The sequence below is a fragment of the Roseateles sp. GW821-FHT09G03 genome (genome assembly GCF_059416045.1).
The window spans coordinates 150,848-172,440 of record NZ_JBWKOK010000008.1; the positions used below are offsets into that span (position 1 = coordinate 150,848).

At 67.9% G+C, this 21,593-nt stretch carries 17 protein-coding genes; 14 read left to right on the top strand and 3 right to left on the bottom strand.

The window, feature by feature from the left end; translation table 11 throughout:
* Window positions 1-101: 101 nt before the first annotated feature.
* Complete coding sequence (locus AC07OZ_RS25065) at window positions 102-1,229, top strand: branched-chain amino acid ABC transporter substrate-binding protein (RefSeq protein WP_495469774.1); 1,128 nt, start codon at window positions 102-104, stop codon at window positions 1,227-1,229.
* A gap of 59 nt (window positions 1,230-1,288) precedes the next feature.
* Here the strand turns inward: AC07OZ_RS25065 and AC07OZ_RS25070 are convergent, their stop codons facing one another.
* Window positions 1,289-2,131 carry an isopenicillin N synthase family dioxygenase gene (locus AC07OZ_RS25070; protein ID WP_495469775.1) on the bottom strand — a complete coding sequence of 281 codons (843 nt, stop codon included), beginning with the start codon at window positions 2,129-2,131 and terminating at the stop codon, window positions 1,289-1,291.
* 354 nt (window positions 2,132-2,485) lie between these two features.
* Between AC07OZ_RS25070 and AC07OZ_RS25075 the strand changes: the two genes are divergently transcribed.
* From AC07OZ_RS25075 to AC07OZ_RS25095, 5 genes are all read left to right on the top strand, one after another.
* A complete protein-coding gene (locus tag AC07OZ_RS25075) occupies window positions 2,486-5,338 on the top strand; it encodes a 2-oxoglutarate dehydrogenase E1 component (RefSeq protein ID WP_495469776.1) in 2,853 nt (950 codons plus the stop codon).
* A 115-nt stretch (window positions 5,339-5,453) separates the two neighbouring features.
* A complete protein-coding gene (odhB, locus tag AC07OZ_RS25080; RefSeq protein ID WP_495469777.1) occupies window positions 5,454-6,719 on the top strand; it encodes a 2-oxoglutarate dehydrogenase complex dihydrolipoyllysine-residue succinyltransferase in 1,266 nt (421 codons plus the stop codon).
* 18 nt (window positions 6,720-6,737) lie between these two features.
* Window positions 6,738-8,165 carry a dihydrolipoyl dehydrogenase gene (gene lpdA / locus AC07OZ_RS25085; protein ID WP_495469778.1) on the top strand — a complete coding sequence of 476 codons (1,428 nt, stop codon included), beginning with the start codon at window positions 6,738-6,740 and terminating at the stop codon, window positions 8,163-8,165.
* Between the two features lie 116 nt (window positions 8,166-8,281).
* Window positions 8,282-9,382 carry a cell division protein ZapE gene (gene zapE / locus AC07OZ_RS25090; RefSeq protein WP_495469779.1) on the top strand — a complete coding sequence of 367 codons (1,101 nt, stop codon included), beginning with the start codon at window positions 8,282-8,284 and terminating at the stop codon, window positions 9,380-9,382.
* 108 nt (window positions 9,383-9,490) lie between these two features.
* Window positions 9,491-10,147: a hypothetical protein gene (locus tag AC07OZ_RS25095; protein ID WP_495469780.1), complete on the top strand. Its 657-nt coding sequence runs from the start codon at window positions 9,491-9,493 to the stop codon at window positions 10,145-10,147.
* A gap of 114 nt (window positions 10,148-10,261) precedes the next feature.
* On the opposite strand, the gene AC07OZ_RS25100 is transcribed toward AC07OZ_RS25095, so the two are convergent.
* Entirely contained in the window at window positions 10,262-11,029 is a 768-nt protein-coding gene (locus AC07OZ_RS25100; protein WP_495469781.1) for a PP2C family protein-serine/threonine phosphatase, read from the bottom strand.
* Window positions 11,030-11,081: 52 nt separating this feature from the next.
* On the opposite strand from AC07OZ_RS25100, the gene AC07OZ_RS25105 reads away from it, so the two are divergent.
* Both AC07OZ_RS25105 and yoaA read left to right on the top strand, forming a co-directional pair.
* Complete coding sequence (locus tag AC07OZ_RS25105) at window positions 11,082-11,375, top strand: YdcH family protein (RefSeq protein WP_495469782.1); 294 nt, start codon at window positions 11,082-11,084, stop codon at window positions 11,373-11,375.
* Window positions 11,362-13,494, top strand: coding sequence for a DNA repair helicase YoaA (yoaA, locus tag AC07OZ_RS25110; protein ID WP_495469783.1), 2,133 nt, complete (start codon window positions 11,362-11,364; stop codon window positions 13,492-13,494). The genes AC07OZ_RS25105 and yoaA overlap by 14 nt, the downstream gene beginning before the upstream one ends.
* A 66-nt stretch (window positions 13,495-13,560) precedes the next feature.
* Here yoaA and AC07OZ_RS25115 read toward each other — a convergent pair whose 3' ends face one another.
* Complete coding sequence (locus AC07OZ_RS25115; protein ID WP_495469886.1) at window positions 13,561-14,343, bottom strand: outer membrane protein assembly factor BamD; 783 nt, start codon at window positions 14,341-14,343, stop codon at window positions 13,561-13,563.
* A gap of 142 nt (window positions 14,344-14,485) precedes the next feature.
* On the opposite strand from AC07OZ_RS25115, the gene AC07OZ_RS25120 reads away from it, so the two are divergent.
* The 6 genes from AC07OZ_RS25120 to pilW all read left to right on the top strand — a co-directional run bounded on the left by AC07OZ_RS25120 (window position 14,486) and on the right by pilW (window position 21,586).
* Window positions 14,486-15,556 (top strand): RluA family pseudouridine synthase, encoded by a 1,071-nt coding sequence (locus AC07OZ_RS25120; protein WP_495469784.1) that lies wholly within the window; start codon window positions 14,486-14,488, stop codon window positions 15,554-15,556.
* Between the two features lie 310 nt (window positions 15,557-15,866).
* Window positions 15,867-16,718, top strand: coding sequence for an SMC-Scp complex subunit ScpB (gene scpB, locus AC07OZ_RS25125; RefSeq protein WP_495469785.1), 852 nt, complete (start codon window positions 15,867-15,869; stop codon window positions 16,716-16,718).
* 50 nt (window positions 16,719-16,768) lie between these two features.
* The gene (locus tag AC07OZ_RS25130; RefSeq protein WP_495469786.1) at window positions 16,769-18,904 is read left to right on the top strand and encodes a pseudouridine synthase; all 2,136 of its coding nucleotides are present in this window, start codon (window positions 16,769-16,771) and stop codon (window positions 18,902-18,904) included.
* 178 nt (window positions 18,905-19,082) lie between these two features.
* Entirely contained in the window at window positions 19,083-19,508 is a 426-nt protein-coding gene (gene ndk / locus AC07OZ_RS25135; RefSeq protein WP_421037977.1) for a nucleoside-diphosphate kinase, read from the top strand.
* A gap of 60 nt (window positions 19,509-19,568) precedes the next feature.
* The gene (rlmN, locus tag AC07OZ_RS25140) at window positions 19,569-20,768 is read left to right on the top strand and encodes a dual-specificity RNA methyltransferase RlmN (RefSeq protein ID WP_495469887.1); all 1,200 of its coding nucleotides are present in this window, start codon (window positions 19,569-19,571) and stop codon (window positions 20,766-20,768) included.
* Window positions 20,765-21,586, top strand: a complete 822-nt coding sequence (gene pilW / locus AC07OZ_RS25145) for a type IV pilus biogenesis/stability protein PilW (protein WP_495469787.1) — start codon at window positions 20,765-20,767, stop codon at window positions 21,584-21,586. Before rlmN ends, pilW begins: the two co-directional genes overlap by 4 nt.
* Window positions 21,587-21,593: the final 7 nt, after the last annotated feature.

A 21,593-nucleotide genomic window follows, 5' to 3' on the forward strand; every position in this document is an offset into this window, starting at 1 on the left:
TTTCACGGGCGCGCTTGCCCGTCGCGCCGCAGCCGCTTCACGGCTGCATTACGTAGACTCGACCTCTCCCTTACCGGGGAAGCCCTTACCGAGGAAGACATATGAAGAAGTTCTCTCTGAAACTGCTGGTGCTCGCCGCCGGCTTCGCCGCGCTGGGCGCCCACGCGCAGGAACGCGTCCGCATCGGCTTCATGAGCCCGGTCACCGGTCCGCAGGCCGGCTACGGCATCGACAACCGCGACGGCGCCGCGCTCGCCATCAAGGAGCTGAACGCGAAGGGCGTGAAGGTCGGCGGCAAGCCGGTCGTGTTCGAGCTCGACGTCAACGACGACGTGGCCGATCCGCGCCAGGGCGTGCAGGTGGCGCAGGCGCTGGTCGACAAGAAGATCAAGTTCGTGCTCGGCCCCTACAACTCGGGCGTGACCATGCCGGCCTCGCGCGTGTTCTCCGACGGCGGCGTGATCGTGCTGACCGTGGCGTCCAACCCGCGCATCACGCAGCAGCCGAACCAGTCCAACCTGTTCCGCATCGGCGCGACCGACAACCAGCTCGGCGCGAAGATGGCCGTGTACGCGGCGCAGGACCTGAAGGTGAAGACGGTCGCCGTCATCGACGACCGCACCGCCTACGGTCAGGGCGTCGCGCAGGAGTTCACCGCGCAGGCGACCAAGCTCGGCATCAAGGTCGTGTCCAAGGAATTCACCAACGACAAGGCCACCGACTTCAGCAGCATCCTGACCGCCGTGAAGGCCGCCAAGCCCGACGCCGTGTTCTACGGCGGCTATTCGGCGCAGGGCGGTCCGATGCTGCGCCAGATGCGCGGCCTCGGCATCACCGTGCCGCTGCTGGGCGGCGACGGCATCTGCTCGTCGGAGACCGCGACGCTGTCGCAGATCGCGAATGATCTGAACGCCTACTGCACGCAGGGTGGCGCGCTGATCGACCGCAGCGCCAAGGGCAAGCAGTTCCTGGACAAGTACAAGGCCGAGTTCAAGCGCGATCCGCTGACCTATGCCGCGTCCTTCTACGACGGCGCCTACCTGCTGGCAGGGGCCATGGAAGCGGCGCAGTCCACCGATCCGAAGAAGGTCGGCGAGCAGATCGCGAAGTCGACCTACACCGGCGTGGCCGGCGAGTACGCCTATGACGACAAGCACGACCTCAAGTCGTCCGCCGTCACGGTGTTCACGCTCAAGGGCAAGGACGTCGTGCCGCTGAAGAGCCTCTAAAGGAACAAGGCCCGTTCCCGGGAGGGAAGGGGCCTTGCTTCAGCGATCCCGGGGCGGGGTCAGGTCTTGACGCCCAGCTCCCGCAGCCGCTCTTCCAGGTACTCATGCGCGGTGTAGCGGTCCGACAGGACCACGTCCTCGCGCGGATGCAGGAACAGCGGCAGCGACACGCGGCTCTTCTTCGCGCCGTCGCCGGTCGGGTTGACCACGCGGTGCTGCGTCGACGGGTAGTAGCCCTGCGAGGCCTCCTGCAGCATGTCGCCGATGTTGATGATCAGCATGCCGAAATCGCCCGGCACGTCGACCCATTCGCCGTCCTTGCCCTGCACCTGCAGGCCGGGCTCATTGGCGGCCGGCAGGATGGTCAGCAGGTTGATGTCGCCGTGCGCGGCGGCACGCAGCGAGCCGGCCGGCTCGTTGCCGGTCTGCGGCGGGTAGCGCAGCACGCGCAGCAGGGTGTGCCGGCTGTCCTTGATCATGTGGGACAGCGGCTCGCGATAGTTCTTCGCGATGTCGGCCGGGGTGTGCTTCTCCACCCACGACAGCAGCTCCGCCGCCAGGTCGTTGGCGATGCGGTAGTAGCGCATCGCGTCGTCCTTCAGCGACGCCGGGATCCTTCCCCACGGGTAGATGTGGAAGTACTCCTTGATGTCCTTCTGCGTGTGGCCCTTGGCGGTCTCCGAGATCTCGGTGGAGAAGTAGCCGTCCTGCGTCTCCTTGGAGAACGCCAGTTCGTGCTTCTCGCTGCCGTTGAAGTAGCCGAGCCAGTCGGCATAGATCTTCTCGACCAGCTCCTGGGGGAGGGGGTGATTCACCAGGACGCCGAAGCCTGTCTCGTGCAGGGAGCGGGTGAATTGCTCGGCCGCATCCGCGGCGCGGTAGTCGACGACTCGAACTTGCATGTGGGATCTCCTGTGTCCCGGGCAGTCCGCCATTCAATGTCGGGGCGGTACGCCAACCCGCAGTCTACTGCTTGGAGTTGTCGCCTCGCAAACGTTTGTGAGGTGTGAGGAGGATGTGAGCATCCGTTCGCCTGATTCCTGTCATGGACAGGGCGCACAAGAAGTGGGCGAACCAGCAACAGCACGGGTTCCAGCGTGGTGCTACAGTCCTGCGCTTGTGACTTCAGGTCCTTCCCGTACCCCTTTTCTGGCAACAGCAAAGGCGGGTCGCAATCCGCCAACCGGTCAAGCCGTGTCGCGGAAGGTTCATAACCAGCCGATAGCCCTGGAAGCCGGGGCAGAGGTGAGCGAAAGATGATGCAGCAATACAGCTCGAACTCCTACCTGTTCGGGGGCAATGCTCCCTACGTCGAGGAGATGTACGAGCAGTACCTCGACAACCCGGGCGCCGTGCCCGACAACTGGCGCGCCTACTTCGACGCGCTGCAGCACGTCCCCGCGGTGGACGGCAGCGACAAGCGGGACGTGGCCCACGCCCCCGTCGTCGAGTCCTTCGCGCAACGCGCCAAGGCCAACGCCTTCAACAACCAGGTGTCCTCCGCCGAGCTCGAAGTGGCCGGCAAGCAGGTGCACGTCCAGTCGCTGATCGCCGCGTACCGCACGCTGGGCTCGCGCTGGGCCGACCTGGACCCCTTGAAGCGCACCGAACGCGCCAAGATCGCGGAACTGGAACCCTCGTCCTACGGCCTCACCGAAGCCGATATGGACCGGACCTTCAGCGCGACCAACACCTATTTCACCAAGGCCGAGCGCATGACCCTGCGCGAGATCGTGCAGGCCCTGCGTGACACCTACTGCGGCTCCGTCGGCGCCGAGTTCATGCACGTCACCGAGCCGACCGAGAAGCGCTGGTGGCAGGAGCGCCTCGAGGCGATCCGCAGCAAGCCGACCTACACGGCCGAGAAGAAGCAGCAGATCCTGGAGCGCCTGACGGCCGCCGAAGGCCTGGAGCGCTACCTGCACACGAAGTACGTCGGCCAGAAGCGCTTCTCGCTGGAAGGCGGCGAGAGCTTCATCGTCTCGATGGACGAGCTGGTGAAGTGCGCCGGCGTCCGTGGCGTGCAGGAGATCGTGATCGGCATGGCCCACCGCGGCCGCCTGAACGTGCTGGTGAACACCCTGGGCAAGATGCCCAAGGACCTGTTCGCCGAGTTCGACCACACCGCCCCTGAAGACCTGCCGTCCGGCGACGTGAAGTACCACCAGGGCTTCTCCAGCGACGTGACCACCCCCGGCGGCCCCGTCCACCTGAGCCTGGCCTTCAATCCGTCGCACCTGGAGATCGTGAACCCGGTCGTCGAGGGCTCGGTCAAGGCGCGCATGGACCGCCGCGGCGACAAGACCGGCGAGCAGGTGCTGCCCGTGCTGGTGCACGGCGACGCGGCCTTCGCCGGCCAGGGCGTCGTGATGGAGACGCTGGCGCTGGCGCAGACGCGCGGCTACTACACCGGCGGCACCGTCCACATCGTCATCAACAACCAGATCGGCTTCACCACCAGCGACCCGCGCGACACGCGCTCGACGCTGTACTGCTCCGACGTCGTCAAGATGATCGAGGCCCCGGTGCTGCACGTGAACGGCGACGATCCGGAAGCGGTTGTCCTGTGCACGCAGCTGGCGCTGGACTACCGCCAGCAGTTCAAGAAGGACGTCGTCGTCGACATCGTCTGCTTCCGCAAGCTGGGCCACAACGAGCAGGACACGCCCGCGCTGACGCAGCCGCTGATGTACAAGACCATCGCCAAGCACCCCGGCACCCGCCGCCTGTACGGCGACAAGCTGGTGGCCCAGGGCGTGCTGGACGCCGAAGGTCCGGACGGCATGGTCAAGGCCTTCCGCGCCGCGATGGACGAAGGCCGTCACACCGTCGACCCGGTGCTGACCAACTTCAAGAGCAAGTACGCGACCGACTGGACCCCGTTCCTCGGCAAGAAGTGGACCGACAGCTGCGACACCGCGCTGCCGGTGGCCGAGTGGAAGCGCCTGGCCGAGAAGGTCACGACGCTGCCGGGCGGCTTCAAGGCCCACACGCTGGTGGAGAAGGTCATCGGCGACCGCGCCGCCATGGGCCGCGGCGACATCAACGTCGACTGGGGCATGGGCGAGCACATGGCCTTCGCCTCGCTGGTGGCGTCGGGTTACCCGATCCGCCTGTCCGGTGAAGACTGCGGCCGCGGCACGTTCACGCACCGCCACGCGGTGCTGCACGACCAGAACCGCGAACGCTTCGACGAAGGCATCTACATCCCGCTGCAGAACGTCGCGGAAGGCCAGGCCCCGTTCGTCGTGATCGACTCGATCCTGTCGGAAGAGGCGGTGCTGGGCTTCGAGTACGGCTACGCGGCCGCCGACCCGCACACGCTGACCATCTGGGAAGCGCAGTTCGGCGACTTCGTGAACGGTGCGCAGGTCGTGATCGACCAGTTCATCGCCTCGGGCGAAGTGAAGTGGGGCCGCTCCAACGGCCTGACGCTGATGCTGCCGCACGGCTACGAAGGCCAGGGCCCCGAGCACAGCTCGGCCCGCCTGGAGCGCTTCATGCAGCTGGCCGCCGACAACAACATGCAGATCGTCCAGCCGACGAGCGCGTCGCAGATCTTCCATCTGCTGCGTCGCCAGATGCTGCGCATGTTCCGCAAGCCGCTGGTCATCCTGACGCCCAAGTCGCTGCTGCGCGCCAAGGACGCCACGTCCCCGGTCAGCGAATTCACCAAGGGTGAATTCCGCACCGTCATCGGCGAGACGAGCGCCGAGATCGACGCGAGCAAGGTCAAGCGCGTGATCGCCTGCTCCGGCAAGGTGGCCTACGACCTGATCAAGGCCCGCGGCGACAAGAAGGACGTCGCGATCATCCGCGTCGAACAGCTGTACCCCTTCCCGCACAAGGCGTTCGCGGCCGAGCTGAAGAAGTACCCCAACCTGGCCGAGATCGTGTGGTGCCAGGACGAGCCGCAGAACCAGGGCGCCTGGTTCTTCGTGCAGCATTACATCCACGAGAACATGGCCGACGGCCAGAAGCTCGGCTACGCGGGCCGCCCCGCCTCGGCCTCGCCGGCCGTCGGCTACGCCCACCTGCACCAGGAACAGCAGAAGGCGCTGCTGGAGCAGGCCTTCGGGAAACTGAAGGGTTTCGTGCTGACCAAGTGAGTCATTGCGGACGCCGCGCGCCGCAATGACACCGGCGCCGGGGACGGGCACACGCTCCCCGGCGACCGGCAGGCGCAAGGCTCCGGTTTACTGAAAAACCGAGAGAAAAAACATCATGGCAATCGTTGAAGTCAAAGTCCCCCAGCTGTCCGAATCGGTCGCCGAAGCGACCCTGCTCCAGTGGAAGAAGAAGCCCGGCGACGCCGTGGCCATCGATGAGATCCTGATCGAGATCGAGACCGACAAGGTCGTGCTCGAAGTGCCGGCGCCGTCCGCCGGCGTGCTGTCCGAACTGGTCGTCGCCGACGGCGGCACCGTCACGTCGGACCAGGTCATCGCCAAGATCGACTCCGAAGGCAAGGCCGGCGCCGCCGCGCCTGCCGCCGCCGCTCCGGCACCTGCCGCCGCTGCGCCCGCCCCGGCCGCCGCTGCCGCCTCGTCGGACAGCAAGGCCGGCGTCGCGATGCCCGCCGCCGCGAAGATCATGGCCGACAACAACCTGGCCGCCGGCTCCGTTCCGGGCACCGGCAAGGATGGCCGCGTGACCAAGGGCGACGTGCTGGGCGCGATCGAAGGCGGCGCCAAGCCGGCGGTGATCCCCGCACCGGTGCAGGCCCCGGCCGCTCCCGCCAAGGCGCCGCTGCAGGCCGTTGCCGCGCCCGTGGCCGCCAACCTGGGCGACCGTCCGGAACAGCGCGTGCCGATGAGCCGCCTGCGCGCCCGCATCGCCGAGCGCCTGCTGCAATCGCAATCGACCAACGCCATCCTGACCACGTTCAACGAAGTGAACATGGCCCCGGTGATGGAGCTGCGCAAGAAGTTCCAGGACAGCTTCACCAAGGAGCACGGCACGAAGCTGGGCTTCATGAGCTTCTTCGTGAAGGCCGCCGTGCACGCGCTGAAGAAGTACCCGGTGCTGAACGCCTCGGTCGACGGCAACGACATCGTCTACCACGGCTACTTCGACATCGGCATCGCCGTCGGCTCGCCGCGCGGCCTGGTCGTGCCCATCCTGCGCAACGCGGACCAGATGAGCTTCGCCGACATCGAGAAGAAGATCGCCGAGTTCGGCAAGAAGGCCCAGGAAGGCAAGCTCGGCATCGAAGAGATGACCGGCGGCACCTTCTCGATCTCCAACGGCGGCACCTTCGGTTCGATGCTGTCGACGCCGATCATCAACCCGCCGCAGTCGGCCATCCTGGGCGTGCACGCGACCAAGGACCGCGCCGTCGTCGAGAACGGCCAGATCGTGATCCGTCCGATCAACTACCTGGCGATGTCCTACGACCACCGCATCATCGACGGCCGTGAAGCCGTGCTGGGCCTGGTCGCGATGAAGGATGCGCTGGAAGATCCGTCGCGCCTCCTGTTCGACATCTAAGCCAAGGACGATCACGACATGAGCAAGCAATTCGACGTCGTCGTCATCGGCGGCGGCCCCGGCGGCTACATCGCGGCGATCCGCGCGGCACAGCTGGGCTTCAACACGGCCTGCATCGACGAGTGGAAGAACGACAAGGGCGGTCCCGCCCTCGGCGGCACCTGCACCAACGTCGGCTGCATCCCGTCCAAGGCCCTGCTGCAGTCCAGCGAGCACTTCGAGCACGCCGGCCACGGCTTCGCCGACCACGGCATCTCGATGAACGACCTGAAGATCGACATCGCCAAGATGATCGGCCGCAAGGACACCGTCGTGAAGCAGAACAACGACGGCGTGCAGTACCTGTTCAAGAAGAACAAGGTCACCTTCTTCCACGGCCGCGGTTCGTTCGTGGCGGCCAAGGACGGCACGTACGAGCTGAAGGTCGCCGGCGCCGCCGAGGAGACCATCACGGCCAAACACGTGATCGTCGCCACCGGCTCCAACGCCCGCCAGCTGCCGGGTGCCCCGTTCGACGAGACCAACATCCTGTCCAACGACGGCGCGCTGCGCATCCCGGCCGTGCCGAAGAAGCTGGGCGTGGTCGGCTCCGGCGTCATCGGCCTGGAAATGGGCTCGGTGTGGCGCCGTCTGGGCGCGGAAGTGACGATCCTGGAAGCGCTGCCCGCCTTCCTGGGCGCCGCCGACGAGTCCGTCGCGAAGGAAGCCGCCAAGGTCTTCAAGAAGCAGGGCCTGAACATCGAGCTGGGCGTGAAGATCACCAGCGTCGAGAACGGCAAGGACGGCGTCACGGTGAAGTACACCGACGCCAAGGGCGGCGAGCAGACGCTGGCGGTCGACAAGCTGATCGTCTCGATCGGCCGTACCGCCAACACCATCGGCCTGAACCCCGAAGCCGTCGGCCTGAAGCTCGATGAGCGCGGCGCCGTGATCGTGGACGACGAGTGCAAGACCAACCTGCCGGGCGTCTGGGCGATCGGCGACGTCGTGCGCGGCCCGATGCTGGCGCACAAGGCCGAGGAAGAAGGCGTTGCCGTGGCCGAGCGCATCGCCGGCCAGCACGGTCACGTCAACTTCAACACGATCCCGTGGGTCATCTACACGAGCCCCGAGATCGCGTGGGTCGGCAAGACCGAGCAGCAGCTGAAGGCGGACGGCGTGGCCTACAAGGCGGGCCAGTTCCCGTTCTTGGCCAACGGCCGCGCCCGCGCGCTGGGCGACACGACCGGCTTCGTCAAGTTCCTGGCCGATGCCAAGACCGACGAGATCCTGGGCGTGCACATCATCGGCCCGATGGCCTCGGAGCTGATCGCCGAGTCCGTGGTCGCGATGGAGTTCAAGGCCTCGGCCGAGGACATCGCCCGCATCTGCCACGCGCACCCGTCGCTGAGCGAAGCGACCAAGGAAGCGGCCCTGGCCATCGACAAGCGCACGCTGAACTTCTGAGCTCCGGCTCGAAGCGCATCGGACGCGTGAACGGAAGGGGCGGCGAGAGTCGCCCCTTTTTCCTTCCTGTCCGCGCTGCGCAGCTTCCCTGATTCGAACGTCTCGAACGCCGCCGCATGACTACCGTTACCGAGCTCTACCACCAGACCCTGGCCGAACGCGGCTACACCGCCGACGCGGCGCAGCTGCGTGCCGTCGCCTCGTTGCAGCGCTGCCAGGACGAATGGGCCGACTACAAGGCGCGGCGCTCCAACGCGGTGACCAAGTTCCTGGTGCGGCCGCCGCTGCCGCGCGGCGTGTACATGTTCGGCGGCGTCGGCCGCGGCAAGAGCTTCCTGATGGACTGCTTCTTCCAGGCCGTCCCGCTGACGCGCAAGACCCGGCTCCACTTCCACGAGTTCATGCGCGAGGTCCACCGCGAGCTGCAGGAGCTCAAAGGCATCCAGGACCCGCTGGACGAGCTGGGCAAGCGCATCGCGCGGCGCTTCCGGCTGATCTGCTTCGACGAGTTCCACGTCGCCGACGTCACCGACGCGATGATCCTGTACCGGCTGCTCGACGCGCTGTTCAAGAACCGCGTGTCCATCGTGACGACGTCCAACTTCCATCCCGACGGGCTCTATCCGAACGGGCTGCACCGCGACCGCATCCTGCCCGCCATCGAGTTGCTGAAGGCGAATCTGGAAGTCATCAACGTCGACAACGGCACCGACTACCGGCAGCGCTCGCTGGAGCACGTCGAGCTCTATCACACGCCGCTGAACGAGCAGACCGAGCAGGCGCTGACGACGGCCTTCGAATCGCTCGCCGAGGCGCGCGACGAGGACCCGGTCCTGCACATCGAGCACCGCGAGATCCGCTCCCGTCGCCGCGCGGGTGGGGTGGTGTGGTTCGACTTCTCGGAACTGTGCGGCGGGCCGCGCTCGCAGAACGACTACCTGGAGCTGGCGACGCAGTTCCACACCATCATCCTGTCCAACGTGCCGGCGATGCCGCCGCGGCTGGCGAGCGAAGCGCGCCGCTTCACGCTGCTCGTCGACGTGTTGTACGACCGGCGCGTGAAGCTGATCATCTCCGCGGCCGTGCCGGCGGAGCAGCTGTACACCGAAGGTCCGCTGGCGCACGAATTCCCGCGCACCGTGTCGCGTTTGCAGGAGATGCAGTCGAAGGAATATCTGGAGCTGGAGCGCCGGGACGTCGACACGCGGCTGACCTGAAGCGGTCACTTCGCGCAGCGTTTCCCCGTTCCCTCCGAATGGGGAGTAGGGAAGTCACGGGCCGCCGTGTCACTGGAACGGGCGTCGCCGGATGCGATGATCGCGGCCATGACTTTCCGCTCCGTCCTTGTTCTCCTGCCGATGGCGTTGTCGGGCACCGCGGTGTGCGCGGCGGAGATGACCCGTGCCGAGATCGGCGCCGCCCGCGCCCGCATCGAGCAGACCTACCAGGCCAAGGTGCGCGAGTGCAACCAGCGTTTCGTCGTGACCGGCTGTCTGGAGGACGCCCGCGACGAACGCATCCGCCAGCTGCGTCCGCTGGACCACGCCGAACACCAGGTCAACGCCGAGGAACGCCAGCGCCGCAGCGCTGCCGCGCGCGAGCGCGTCGAGCAGAATGAACGCGAAGCGGCCAAGGACGAGGCCCGGCGCAAGACCGAATCGGTGCGGGAGGCTGCTCAGCCCGCGTCGGTCCCCGCAGCACCCGGCGCACGCACGCCACGCGCCAATCCCGAGCTGCATCAGCGCCGCGAGGCGCAGCTGGATGCCGAGGCGAAGGCCGAGGCGGCCAAGCGCCGGGAAGCCGCTGCTGAGCGCCGTCAGAAGGCGCTGGAGCGCCAACGCAAGGCGGGTGAGCTCCAGGGGCGCCTGGCGGAGAAGGCCGCCTCCGCGGCGTCCGCGCCGGTCGGCAAGAACACGAAGCCGCCCGCGGCGCATCTGCCGACGCCGTCGGCCTCCGATATCCGGGCCCTGCCCAAGCCCTGAAACGCCGCAACGGACGCTGAAGTCCGGCGCGATCTTCATTGGCGCCCAACGCAAAACGCCGGTCTGTCGACCGGCGTTCTTCATGGAGGCGGGGAGGGCGTCGACGCCCGCCGCTTACTCGAGCGGATCCACCCGCACGATCGCCAGCGACAGGTTGTCGCCGGTGCCCTTGGCGCGCTGGCGCGCCTTGTTGACCAGCAGCTCGGCGCCGTCGCGCGGCGGCAGGCTGTGCATCACCGTGCCGAGCTCGGCCGGCGAGAAGTAGTGCCACAGGCCGTCGCTGCAGCACATCAGCGTGTCGCCGTGTTCGAGGTGCTCGATGAAGGACTCGACCGGGGTCGGTTCCTGCACCGTGCCCAGGCAGGCGGTCAGCAGGTTCGATTGCGGATGGACCAGCGCTTCGTCCTCGGTGATCTGGCCCTCGTCGACCAGACGCTGCACGTAGGACTGGTCCAGCGAGCGCGTCACCATGTTGGGGCCGCGGAAGTGGTAGATCCGCGAGTCGCCCGTGTGGATCCAGTAGCAGCGCCGGTCGGACGTCAGCAGGTAGGCCGCCAGCGTGCTGTGCGGTTCCTCCTCGGCCGAGATCGCCGTCAGGCGGATCATCAGGTGGGATTCGGAGACGATCTGGCGCAGCAGCTCGGATTCGTCCTCCTCGCCGGGGACGAAGCGTTCGAACAGCTGTTGCGCGGTGAGGATGACCTGGTCGGCGGCCTTGCGGCCGCCGCTCTTGCCGCCCATGCCATCGGCGACGATGCCGAGGACGCAGCCGCTCTGTCTGGGATGCGCGATGACCTGGACCTGATCCTGCTGGTACAGACGATCGCCGCGATGGATGCCGGTGGCGGCGCTGAGGCGATAGCCTGGGGTGTTGCGACTCATCCCAAAACTATAATCGTCCCGCTCGGCTTCCCGGTCGGGTGGTTCCCCGTTTATGGATGAACAACTTCACTCTCCAGCGCGCCGTCTGATTGAACTTCGCATCGCGCATGCGGAGCTGGACGGCCGTATCGACGCGCTGATGGGCGTCCTGCGCGCCGACGTGGTCGTGGACATCAGTCCGCTCACCACGGCCACGGCGTTCACGGCGGACCCGGCGATCGGCGTCGAGCTGGCTGTGCCGCCCGTCGACGAACTGACGCTGCGTCGCCTCAAGAAGCAACGCCTGGCCCTGCGCGACGAGATTGCGCGGCTCGAGCGGGCCAGTGATCCCGATGAGCCTGCCTGACGGTCACGATCCCGCCATCGACGACTCGACCGACCGCTCCACCGAGGATTCGACCGACGACCTGATGGCAGAGGCCCCGTGGGGCGCCGGCGAGGCGTCGCCGGCGCTGGCGGCGTCGCGCGCCCGCGCGGCGGCCGAAGAGCTCCGCCCGGGCGAGCTGGAGCAGTCCGTGATCGCCGCGTTCGACACGGGCGGTCCGCTGTCACGACATGGCCCCGGGTATGCCCCGCGCGAGCCCCAGCAGCGCATGGCGCTGGCCGTCGCGCAGGCGATCGCGGGGCGAGACACGCTGGTCGTCGAGGCCGGCACCGGCGTCGGCAAGACCTTCGCCTACCTGGTGCCGGCGCTGCTCAGCGGCGGCCGTACGCTGATCAGCACCGCGACGAAAAGCCTGCAGGACCAGCTCTTCATGCGCGACCTGCCGCGGCTGTTGGACACCTTCGCGCTGCCCTTGCGCGCCGCGTTGCTGAAGGGGCGAGGGAGTTACCTCTGCTTGCACCGGCTTCAGCAGGCGCGCCACAGCGCGGAGCTGCCCGACCGGCGCGCCGTCGCGCAGCTCGCGCGCATCGAGCGCTGGGCGTTGACGACCCACACCGGCGACTTCGCCGAGATCGACGGCATGGACGAGCGTTCGCCCGTGATCCCGATCGTCAGCTCGACGCGCGACAACTGCCTGGGCACGGACTGCCCCTCCTACCGCGACTGCCACGTCGTGAAGGCGCGGCGCGAGGCGATGGAGGCCGACCTCGTCGTCGTGAACCATCACCTGTTCTTTGCCGACCTCGTGCTGCGCGACAGCGGCGTCGCGGAGCTGCTGCCCAGCGTCGAGGTCGCGATCTTCGACGAGGCCCATCAACTGCCCGAAGCCGGCCTGAACTTCCTCGGCCGGCTGCTGGGCAGCGCACAGCTGTTCGACTTCGGACGCGACATGCTCGCGCAAGGGCTGGCGCATGCGCGCGGGCTGCAGGAATGGCAGGCGATCTCCGGTGGCGTCGAGCGCGCGGCGCGTGCCCTGCGGCTGGCCTGCGCCGGTGGACGCGAACTGCGCGGCGTGCTCAAGCTGCGCTGGAGCGAATGTTCGGGCCGTGCCGATTTCGAAGAGGCGCTGGTGCAGGTCACGCAGGCGATCGAGCTCAGCGTGGACGCCCTGGCGACGGTGATGGAAGTCGGGCCGGACCTCGTGCGCCTGCACGAGCGCGCCGTCGAGCTCTACAAGACGGCGCAGCTGTTCGCGCGCGCGGCGGATCCGGGCGCGGTGCGCTGGGTCGACGTCGGCACGCATCAGGTCCGCCTGATGGAGTCGCCGCTGGACATCCGCGAAGCGATGCAGGAAGCGCTCGCCAGCACGCCCAAGGCCTGGATATTCACGTCGGCGACGCTGGGCGAGGACGAGGCGCTCACGTGGTTCACCGAGCCCGCTGGTCTGGGTCAGGCGCGCACGCTGCGGGTCGGCAGTCCGTTCGACTACGCGTCGCACGCGCGGCTCTACGTGCCCAAGCACTTCCCGAAGCCCTCGGAGCCCGACCATGGGGAATCGGTGGGCTGGCTCGGTGCGCGCCTGGCGGCGCGGCTCGGTGGCCGCACCTTCATCCTGACGACGACGCTGCGTCAACTGCAGACGGTGGCCGACGTGCTGCGTCAGCGTTTCGAGGAAGGCGGCCATCGCATCGAGGTGCTCGTGCAGGGCACGATGCCGAAGCGGCAACTGCTGCAGCAGTTCGTCGACCAGCCGGCGTCGGTGCTCGTCGGTTCGGCGAGCTTCTGGGAAGGCATCGACGTGCCGGGTGATTCGTTGCAATGCGTGGTCATCGACAAGCTGCCGTTCCCGCCGCCGAACGATCCGCTCGTCGAGGCGCGCGTCGCGCGGCTGGAGTCCGAGGGCCGTAACCCCTTCATGGAGTACTTCGTCGCCGAGGCCGCGATCGCGCTGAAGCAGGGGGCCGGCCGCTTGATCCGCACTGAGACCGACCGCGGTCTGCTGGTCGTCTGCGATCCGCGCCTGGCAGGCTCGCATTACGGCAAGCGTCTGCGCGGGGCGCTCCCGCCGATGACGCAGGTGCCGGACGAAACGACGGCGCAGGCGTGGCTCGCCGAGCTGAAAGCGTCTCACGACGCATGAATGAAAAAGCCCGCTCGAGAGCGGGCTGAATTCATTCCGATGGCGCTGGATCTGGCGAGCGTCAGCTCACCAGATGACCCACCAGGACTTTTCCTTCGGCTTGGCTTTTCCAGTCGTCAGGTAGTAGCTCTCCGGGAAGCTCGCCTGCAGCACGCGGCGGCTGTCATCGCGCAGCTGTTCCAGCCCCAGCTTGTCGTAGCTCTGCACCATCAGGAACAGCGCCTCTTCCAGCGCGGGCGCGTTCTGGAACTCCATCAACGCCGCCTGGCCGCGGTTCGCCGCCGCGAGATAGGCGCCGCGGTTGTAGTAGTAGCGCGCCACATGCACCTCATAGGCCGCGAGGCTGTTGGTGATGTAGTCGATGCGGATGCGGCCGTCCTCGGAGTACTTCGATTCCGGGAACTGCTCGACCAGCTGCTTGAACGCCTGCATCGAATCGCGCGCGGCCTGCTGGTCGCGCTCGCTGATGTCCTGGCGGGCGATGCGCCCGAACAGGCCCAGGTCGTCGTTGAAGTTGACCAGACCCTTCATGTACAGCGCGTAGTCCAGCGCCGGGCTCGACGGGTTGAGCTTGATGAAGCGGTCCAGCACCGTCACGGCCTGCACGCGCTCGCCGCTCTTGTAGTTCGCCCAGGCCAGGTCCAGCTGCGCCTGCTGGCCCAGCGTCGTGCCCGCGGCGCGGCCTTCGATGCGTTCCAGCGTCTTGATCGCCCGGTCGTAGGAGCCGGAGAGCATGTCCTCCTTGGCCTCTGCGTACAATTTCTCCAGGTTGGCCTGGGAATTCGGGTCCTCCTTGGGGGGCGACGAACAGGCCGCCAGCCCCAGCACGGCAGCCGTCGCGGCGGTCATCGCCACGCAGCGCCACGCGGCGCGCCAGGTCCCGGACGCTTCAGAAGAATCCGCGGTCCGGCGGCGCAACACCCGAGTCTCGATCATGGTCCACAGGGCGCGCGCCACGGCGGCCCTCATCTGAAATTGGAGCGGCGATTATATGGTTCAGGTCGGTCACGACCCGGCGGCGCAGGACGGGCTTTACCCTGGTGGAGATTCAGGTGATGCACCGGCGCACGTAGCGCTCCCCGAAGGCGTCGACGACGCGCAGGACGTCGGCGCCGACGTCCCCGAACGCCGCAGCGCCGAGGCCGGCCGGGACGAGATTGCCTTGCGCCTGGACAAATGGCTGGTGCAGATGGCGCCGGAGTTCTCGCGCAGCCACCTGCAGGGATTGATCGAGCGCGGCTGCGTCACCCTGGACGGGCAGCTCGTCACCCACGCGTCGCGCAAGCCCCGGCTCGGGCAGACGCTGGTGGTCGAGCTGGTCCCGACCGAGGAGGCCCTGGCCTTCCGTGCGGAGCCGCTGCCGCTCGACATCGTCTTCGAGGACGAGCACCTGCTCGCGGTGAACAAGCCGGCGGGGCTGGTCGTCCATCCGGCCGCGGGCAACTGGTCCGGCACGCTGATGAACGGGCTCCTGGCGCATCACTCGAAGGCGGCGACCCTGCCGCGCGCGGGCATCGTCCACCGGCTGGACAAGGACACCTCGGGACTGATGGTCGTCGGCAAGACGCTGCCGGCGGTCACCGCGCTGGTGCGCATGATCGCGGCCCGCGAGGTCCACCGCGAGTACCTGGCGCTGGTCCATGGCCGCACGCCCGACGAGTGGATCGTCGACGCGCCGATCGGACGCGATCCCCAGTCGCGCACGCGCATGGCCGTGGTCGGTGGCGGCAAGCCGGCGCGCACCGACTTCTTCAAGCTGGCCGAAGGCGAGTGGCAGGATGCGCGCGGTTTGAACCGGACGGTGTCCGCGCTGCACTGTGTGCTGCATTCGGGCCGCACGCATCAGATCCGCGTGCATGCCGCGCACCGCGGGCACGCGCTGGTGTCGGACGCGCTCTATGGCGGGGCCGGGGCCCTGGGCGTGCCGCGCCAGGCGTTGCACGCCGCGCGGCTCGGTTTCGCCCATCCGGTCACCGGCGAGGCCCTGCGTTTCGAGGCCCCGTTGCCGGCCGACCTGGCGTCCGGCTGGCGCGTCGCGGGTTTGCCCGATCCGGCGTTCTGAGAGCAGTGCGTGCGCTCGCGCTACAATGCCTCCCAGTACTTGCGCTGACATCAACGTGAAGAGCGTGCGCAAGACGGCGGCGGGCTGGCAGTCGACCCCGTTCGCAGCGCAGGCCGCGCACCGATGCGGCGCCCCACTGACCGGCCGGATCCACCCACTGAGCGGCGGCCGTTGGAGCAAAGAGCTCCCAAGCAAGCAGATCGAACCCGTCCGGCGCGGCCCGTTGCCGTCGTCGACGCCCAAGATGGCGACACACACCGATTTGACCGGCCTCCAGGCCGGCGTCACGAACTGAGCCCATGCTGAGCCCATGAATACGCAGGAGGCGAAGCGGGTCCTGGAAACGGCGTTGCTGTGCGCGCAGGCGCCGCTGACGCTGCGCGACATGCGCTCGCTGTTCGCGGAAGAACTCAACGGCGACAGCGTGCGGACGCTGCTCGACGAGCTGTTGCGCGAATGGGAAGGGCGCGGCGTCGAACTGGTGGCCTTGTCCTCCGGCTGGCGCTTCCAGAGCCGGCCCGAGATGCGCGAGCACCTGGACCGGCTGCACCCGGAGAAACCGCCGAAGTATTCAAGGGCGGTGCTGGAGACGCTGGCGATCATCGCCTACCGTCAACCGGTGACGCGGGGCGACATTGAAGACATCCGCGGCGTGGTGGTGGCGACGCCCATCATCAAGCAGCTCGAGGACCGCGACTGGATCGAGGTCATCGGGCATCGCGAGGCGCCGGGCCGGCCGGCGCTGTATGCGACGACGAAGCATTTCCTGGACGACCTGGGATTGCATTCGCTGGAGCAGTTGCCGGCCTTGATCCAGGGCGGCGACCCGACGCCGATCGCCGGGGCGCTGCAGGCCTCGCTGCTGGAGGATCCGCCCGGCGACGTGATCGTCGAGGTCGAGCCGCCGGAGCCGGAGACCCAGCCGGGCGAGCCGGTGGCGGAGGCCGCTGAAATGGCCGAGACCGCCGAAGCCGCCGACGCGACGGAAGTTGCGGAGACGGCGGAAATCCAGGAGGCCGCAGAGGCCGCCGGGACTGCAGAAGCGAACCTGGCGGCGCCCGAATCCACGGACGCTGCCACTGAAGACGAATCCAAGCCGGCCGCCGCGCGCGATCCGGGTGAAGAACCACAGGCCGGGGCTGTCAACCCCGAGCCCACTTGAGCGCCCCGGGAAGGGGCCGTGTCCACCGCTGACAAGGTGCAAGCCGACACATGAATTCCAACGATATCGACGATTCCAAGCCCGAGACGCTGACGACCGACCCGGTCGACGCGCCCGCGAAACCCAAGCGCACCCGCAAGGCTGCCGCGGCCCCGGCGGAGGCGACCGACACGGGCGTCGCGCCCGCGGTCGAGGAGACGCCGAAGCCGCGCGCACGCCGCAAGACGGCCGCTGCGGTCGAGGCTCCGGCCGAGGCGCCCGCCGCCGAAGAGGCGGAAGCGCCCAAGCCCAAGCGCCGCACCACGAAGAAGGTGGCTGACGCGGAGGTTGCCCCGGTAGAGGTTGAGACCGCGCGCGCCACCATTCACGTGCCGGTCGCGACCGTCGAGGTGTCGCCCGCGCCGGTCTCGCCGATGGCCGAGGCGGTCGGCGAGCTTGTCTCCCACGAATCGCGTGAAGCGGGTCCGGTGGTCGGTGAAGGTGCCGACGGTGCCGACAGCGAAGCAGGCGGTGAGCGTGAAGGCCGTGGCCGCAATCGCCGCCGCCGGGGTCGCGACCGTGATCGCGAACCGGGTGACGGTCAACAGGCGCAGGGGCAACGCGAGGCTCCGGAAGGGGGCGAAGGCGTTGAATCCGCGCCATCGCAGGCCGACAGTGCCCAGCTCCAGGCCGAAGCCCAGGCGCGTTTCGACGCGCTGGTGTCCGGGGCCTTCGATGCCGACGTCGAGGACGACGGTGCCGAATCCGCTGAGGTCGCCAAGGTCGAGGCGTCGTCCGACGACGGCGAGTCCGAGGCCGGCGATCAGCCCGCCAAGCGCGTGCTCGCGCCCGATGCCGATGCGCCCAAGCTGCAGAAGGTGCTGGCGCAGGCTGGCGTCGGATCGCGCCGCGACATCGAGGACATGATCGCCAAGGGCCAGATCACCGTGAACGGCGAGGTCGCCCACGTCGGTCAGCGCATCTCCTACGGCGACCGCGTCGCCGTGGCGGGCAAGCCGATCAAGGTCCGCATCGCGCCGGTGGCGCCGCGGATCCTGGCGTACCACAAGCCCGTCGGCGAGGTCGTGACCTTCAACGATCCCGAAGGTCGTCCGACGGTCTTCCGCGGCCTGCCGCGTCTGCCGCAGGGCAAGTGGCAGTCGGTCGGCCGTCTGGACCTGAACACCGAAGGCCTGCTGCTGTTCACCAACTCCGGTGAACTCGCCAACCTGCTGATGCATCCCCGCTTCGGCGTCGAGCGCGAGTACGCGGTGCGCGTGCTGGGCTCGCTGAGCAAGGAGCAGAAGGAGAAGCTGCTGACCGGCGTCGACGTCGATGGCCAGCAGGCGAGCTTCAAGAGCATCGAGGACGGCGGCGGCGAAGGCGTGAACCGCTGGTACCGCGTCGTCATCACCGAAGGCCGCAACCGCGAAGTCCGCAAGCTGTTCGAGACCGTCGGTCTGGCCGTCAGCCGCCTGATCCGCATCCGCTACGGCACCGTCGTGCTGCCGCGCGGCCTGCGTCGTGGCGTGTACATCGAGCTCGGCGACGCCGACGTGCGCATCATCCGCCAACTGGCCGGCAACGAGCCGCGTCCGCCGCGTCACAACGAGCGCAACGATCGTGGCGACAAGCGTCGCCGCGGCAACAGCGACGGCCCGCGTCCGAGCCGCCCCGAGCCGTCACGCAACGAGCAACGCGGCGAGCATCGCGGCGATCGCAATGATCAGCGCGGTGGCCGCAACGATCAACGCGGCGACCCCCGCGGCGACCGCAATGATCAGCGTGGCGACCGCCAGGATCGTCCGCCGCGCAACGATCGCAACGACCAGCGCCCGCAGCAGAACCAAGCGCAACGTCCGCAGCAACAGCAGCAGGAACGTGAACGCGATCGCCGGCCCCGCGACGAGGACGATGACGACTTCATCCCGAAGCACATCAACCCGTTGGAGCAGACCTTCGACCGCCGCTTCGCGACCGGCAGCAAGCGCATCCCGCAGGGCTTCGGCAAGGGCGGCAGCGATTCCGGCCATTCCCATCAGGGCAACAAGCGAGGCCCGGGCGGCGAACAACAACCGGATCCGATGAAGACCTCGATGGGTTACATCGGCGCCGACGCCTTCATCAACCGTGGCAACAACCGGGGCGGTGGCCGCCGCGGTGGTGGCGGCGGTGGTGGTGGTGGCGGAGGCCGCGGTCGCCGTTGATCAGGTTTGAGCGCCTCGTTGCCGCCACCCGGCGGAGCGGGGCGGACCGGCCGGGTGCCATCCCGGCTTTTTTGCTTTCCGGTGACAGCCCTCCGATAACGGGATGTCACTTGGGGGCTTGACTTCACGCATTACAATCCCGGGCTTTGCCAAGCCCAAGATTTTCAAGGAAAAAGACATGGCCATCGAACGCACCCTCTCCATCATCAAGCCCGATGCCGTGGCCAAGAACGTCATCGGCCAGATCTACACCCGCTTCGAAGGCGCCGGCCTGAAGATCATCGCCTCCAAGCAGAAGCAGCTGTCGCGCGCCGAAGCCGAAGCGTTCTACGCCGTGCACAAGGCCCGCCCGTTCTTCAACGACCTGGTGACCTTCATGATCTCCGGCCCGGTGCAGATCCAGGTGCTGGAAGGCGAAGGCGCCATCCTGAAGAACCGTGACCTGATGGGCGCGACCGATCCGAAGAAGGCTGAGAAGGGCACCATCCGCGCCGACTTCGCCGACAGCATCGACGCGAACGCCGTGCACGGTTCGGACGCCGCCGAGACGGCCGCCGTGGAAGTGGCCTTCTTCTTCTCCGGCCTGGAAATCAACGCCCGCTGAACCGGGCAAGGCCTCTGACCTCCGGGCCATGAGGCCCTGAGTGGAAATGAGGAACGCATGATGGACACGGTCAACCTGCTCGGATTCGATCTGCAAGGCCTGGCCGCGTACTGCGAGCAGCTGGGGGAGAAGCGCTTTCGCGCGACCCAGCTGTTCCGCTGGATCCATCAGAAGGGCGCGTCGGACTTCGCCCAGATGTCCGACCTGGCCAAGTCGCTGCGCGACAAGCTGGCCGGGCGCGCCCACATCACCGCTTTGCCGGTGATCTCCGAACATGTCTCGGCCGACGGCACCATCAAGTGGTTGTTCGACGTCGGCCAGGGCAACGCCGTCGAGGCGGTCTACATCCCCGAGGACGACCGGGCCACGCTGTGCATCTCCAGCCAGGCCGGTTGCGCCGTGGGTTGCCGCTTCTGCTCGACCGGTCACCAAGGCTTCAGCCGCAACCTCGAGACCTGGGAGATCGTCGCCCAGCTCTGGTACGCCGAGCATTCGCTGCGGCAACGCCTGGGCAAGGACGAACGCATCATCTCCAACGTCGTGATGATGGGCATGGGCGAGCCGCTGCAGAACTACAGCGCGCTCATCCCCGCGCTGAAGATGATGCTGGACGACCATGGCTACGGCCTGTCGCGCCGCCGCGTGACGGTGTCGACCTCGGGCGTGGTCCCGATGATCGACCGCCTGCGCGAGGACGCGCCGGTGGCGCTGGCCGTGTCGTTGCACGCGCCCAGCGACCCGCTGCGCGACCAACTGGTGCCGCTCAACCGCAAGTACCCGATCGCGGAACTGCTGGCGAGCTGCAACGCCTACCTGGACAAGGCGCCCCGCGACTTCATCACCTTCGAGTACTGCATGCTGCAGGAGGTGAACGATTCGCCGGAGCAGGCCCGCGAACTGATCGCGCTGCTCAAGGGCAAGGTGCCCTGCAAGATCAACCTGATCCCGTTCAATCCGTTCCCCGCGTCGGGCCTGAAGCGCAGCACCAACGAGCGCGTGAAGGCCTTCGCCGATCTGCTGATCCAGGCCGGTATCGTGACGACCGTGCGCAAGACGCGCGGCGACGACATCGACGCCGCCTGCGGCCAGCTGGCCGGCGAGGTGCAGGACCGGACGCGGGTCCATCTGCGCATGGTGCGCGCGCCCGTGGTGGTACAGCGCGGCGCGGCATCGGGCGGCACGTCGAGTGCTTCGGGCACGTCGGGTGTCGCGCCCGCCACGCCCACGACTCCCGTCACTCCCACAGGCCCACGCCCATGACCATTCCGTCGCCCGGCTTCCTCTTTCCGCGTCGTTCCGCCCGGACCCTGTCCGTCGTGCTGCTGATCGCCGCGGCCCTGGCCGGGTGCGCGGGAGGCGCGCAGCAACAGCAGCAACCGCGCACGGAGAGCGACAAGACCGACAACGACCGTCGCGCGCAGGTGCGGCTCGAACTCGCCAGCGGCTACTTTGCCCGCGGCCAGTACGAGACGGCGCTGGACGAGGTCAAGCTGGCGATGGCGGCCAAGCCGGACCTGCCCGAGGCCATCAACCTGCGCAACCTGATCTATGCCGCGATGGGCGAGCACGGGCTGGCCGAGGACGGCTTCAAGCAACTGATCGCCCGCGACCGCAACAACGGCGACTCGCTGCACAACTACGGCTGGTTCCTGTGCCAGCGCCAGCGCTACGCCGAGGCCTACCAGCAGTTCGACGCGGCCGTGGCGATCCCGACCTACCGCACGCCGTCGCGCACGCTGCTCGCCTGGGGCGCCTGCGAGGCGCGCGAGGGCCGGCTGGTGCCGGCGCAGGCCCACCTGACCAAGGCCTTCGAGATCGAGCCGGGCAATCCGACGATCGCGATGAACCTGGGCGAGGTGCTGTACCGCCAGGGTGAGTACGAACGCGCGCGTTTCTACGCACGACGCGTCAACAGCAACGTGGAACAGGCGAATGCCGCCAGCCTCTGGCTGGAGCTGCGCATCGAGCGCCGCCTGGGGAATACGTCCAGCATGGACGAGCTCGGCCAGCAGATGCGGCGCAAGTATCCGCAGGCGACCGAGACACAAGCTTTGAACAACGGTCGATTCGATGAATGAGGGACAT

Bases quoted from the DNA above. Each gene is read 5' to 3' on its own strand.
- AC07OZ_RS25065 (WP_495469774.1), top strand. From the start codon at position 102: ATGAAGAAGTTCTCTCTGAAACTGCTGGTGCTCGCCGCCGGCTTCGCC.
- AC07OZ_RS25070 (WP_495469775.1), bottom strand. From the start codon at position 2,131: ATGCAAGTTCGAGTCGTCGACTACCGCGCCGCGGATGCGGCCGAGCAA.
- AC07OZ_RS25075 (WP_495469776.1), top strand. From the start codon at position 2,486: ATGATGCAGCAATACAGCTCGAACTCCTACCTGTTCGGGGGCAATGCT.
- odhB (WP_495469777.1), top strand. From the start codon at position 5,454: ATGGCAATCGTTGAAGTCAAAGTCCCCCAGCTGTCCGAATCGGTCGCC.
- lpdA (WP_495469778.1), top strand. From the start codon at position 6,738: ATGAGCAAGCAATTCGACGTCGTCGTCATCGGCGGCGGCCCCGGCGGC.
- zapE (WP_495469779.1), top strand. From the start codon at position 8,282: ATGACTACCGTTACCGAGCTCTACCACCAGACCCTGGCCGAACGCGGC.
- AC07OZ_RS25095 (WP_495469780.1), top strand. From the start codon at position 9,491: ATGACTTTCCGCTCCGTCCTTGTTCTCCTGCCGATGGCGTTGTCGGGC.
- AC07OZ_RS25100 (WP_495469781.1), bottom strand. From the start codon at position 11,029: ATGAGTCGCAACACCCCAGGCTATCGCCTCAGCGCCGCCACCGGCATC.
- AC07OZ_RS25105 (WP_495469782.1), top strand. From the start codon at position 11,082: ATGGATGAACAACTTCACTCTCCAGCGCGCCGTCTGATTGAACTTCGC.
- yoaA (WP_495469783.1), top strand. From the start codon at position 11,362: ATGAGCCTGCCTGACGGTCACGATCCCGCCATCGACGACTCGACCGAC.
- AC07OZ_RS25115 (WP_495469886.1), bottom strand. From the start codon at position 14,343: ATGACCGCCGCGACGGCTGCCGTGCTGGGGCTGGCGGCCTGTTCGTCG.
- AC07OZ_RS25120 (WP_495469784.1), top strand. From the start codon at position 14,486: ATGGTTCAGGTCGGTCACGACCCGGCGGCGCAGGACGGGCTTTACCCT.
- scpB (WP_495469785.1), top strand. From the start codon at position 15,867: ATGAATACGCAGGAGGCGAAGCGGGTCCTGGAAACGGCGTTGCTGTGC.
- AC07OZ_RS25130 (WP_495469786.1), top strand. From the start codon at position 16,769: ATGAATTCCAACGATATCGACGATTCCAAGCCCGAGACGCTGACGACC.
- ndk (WP_421037977.1), top strand. From the start codon at position 19,083: ATGGCCATCGAACGCACCCTCTCCATCATCAAGCCCGATGCCGTGGCC.
- rlmN (WP_495469887.1), top strand. From the start codon at position 19,569: ATGGACACGGTCAACCTGCTCGGATTCGATCTGCAAGGCCTGGCCGCG.
- pilW (WP_495469787.1), top strand. From the start codon at position 20,765: ATGACCATTCCGTCGCCCGGCTTCCTCTTTCCGCGTCGTTCCGCCCGG.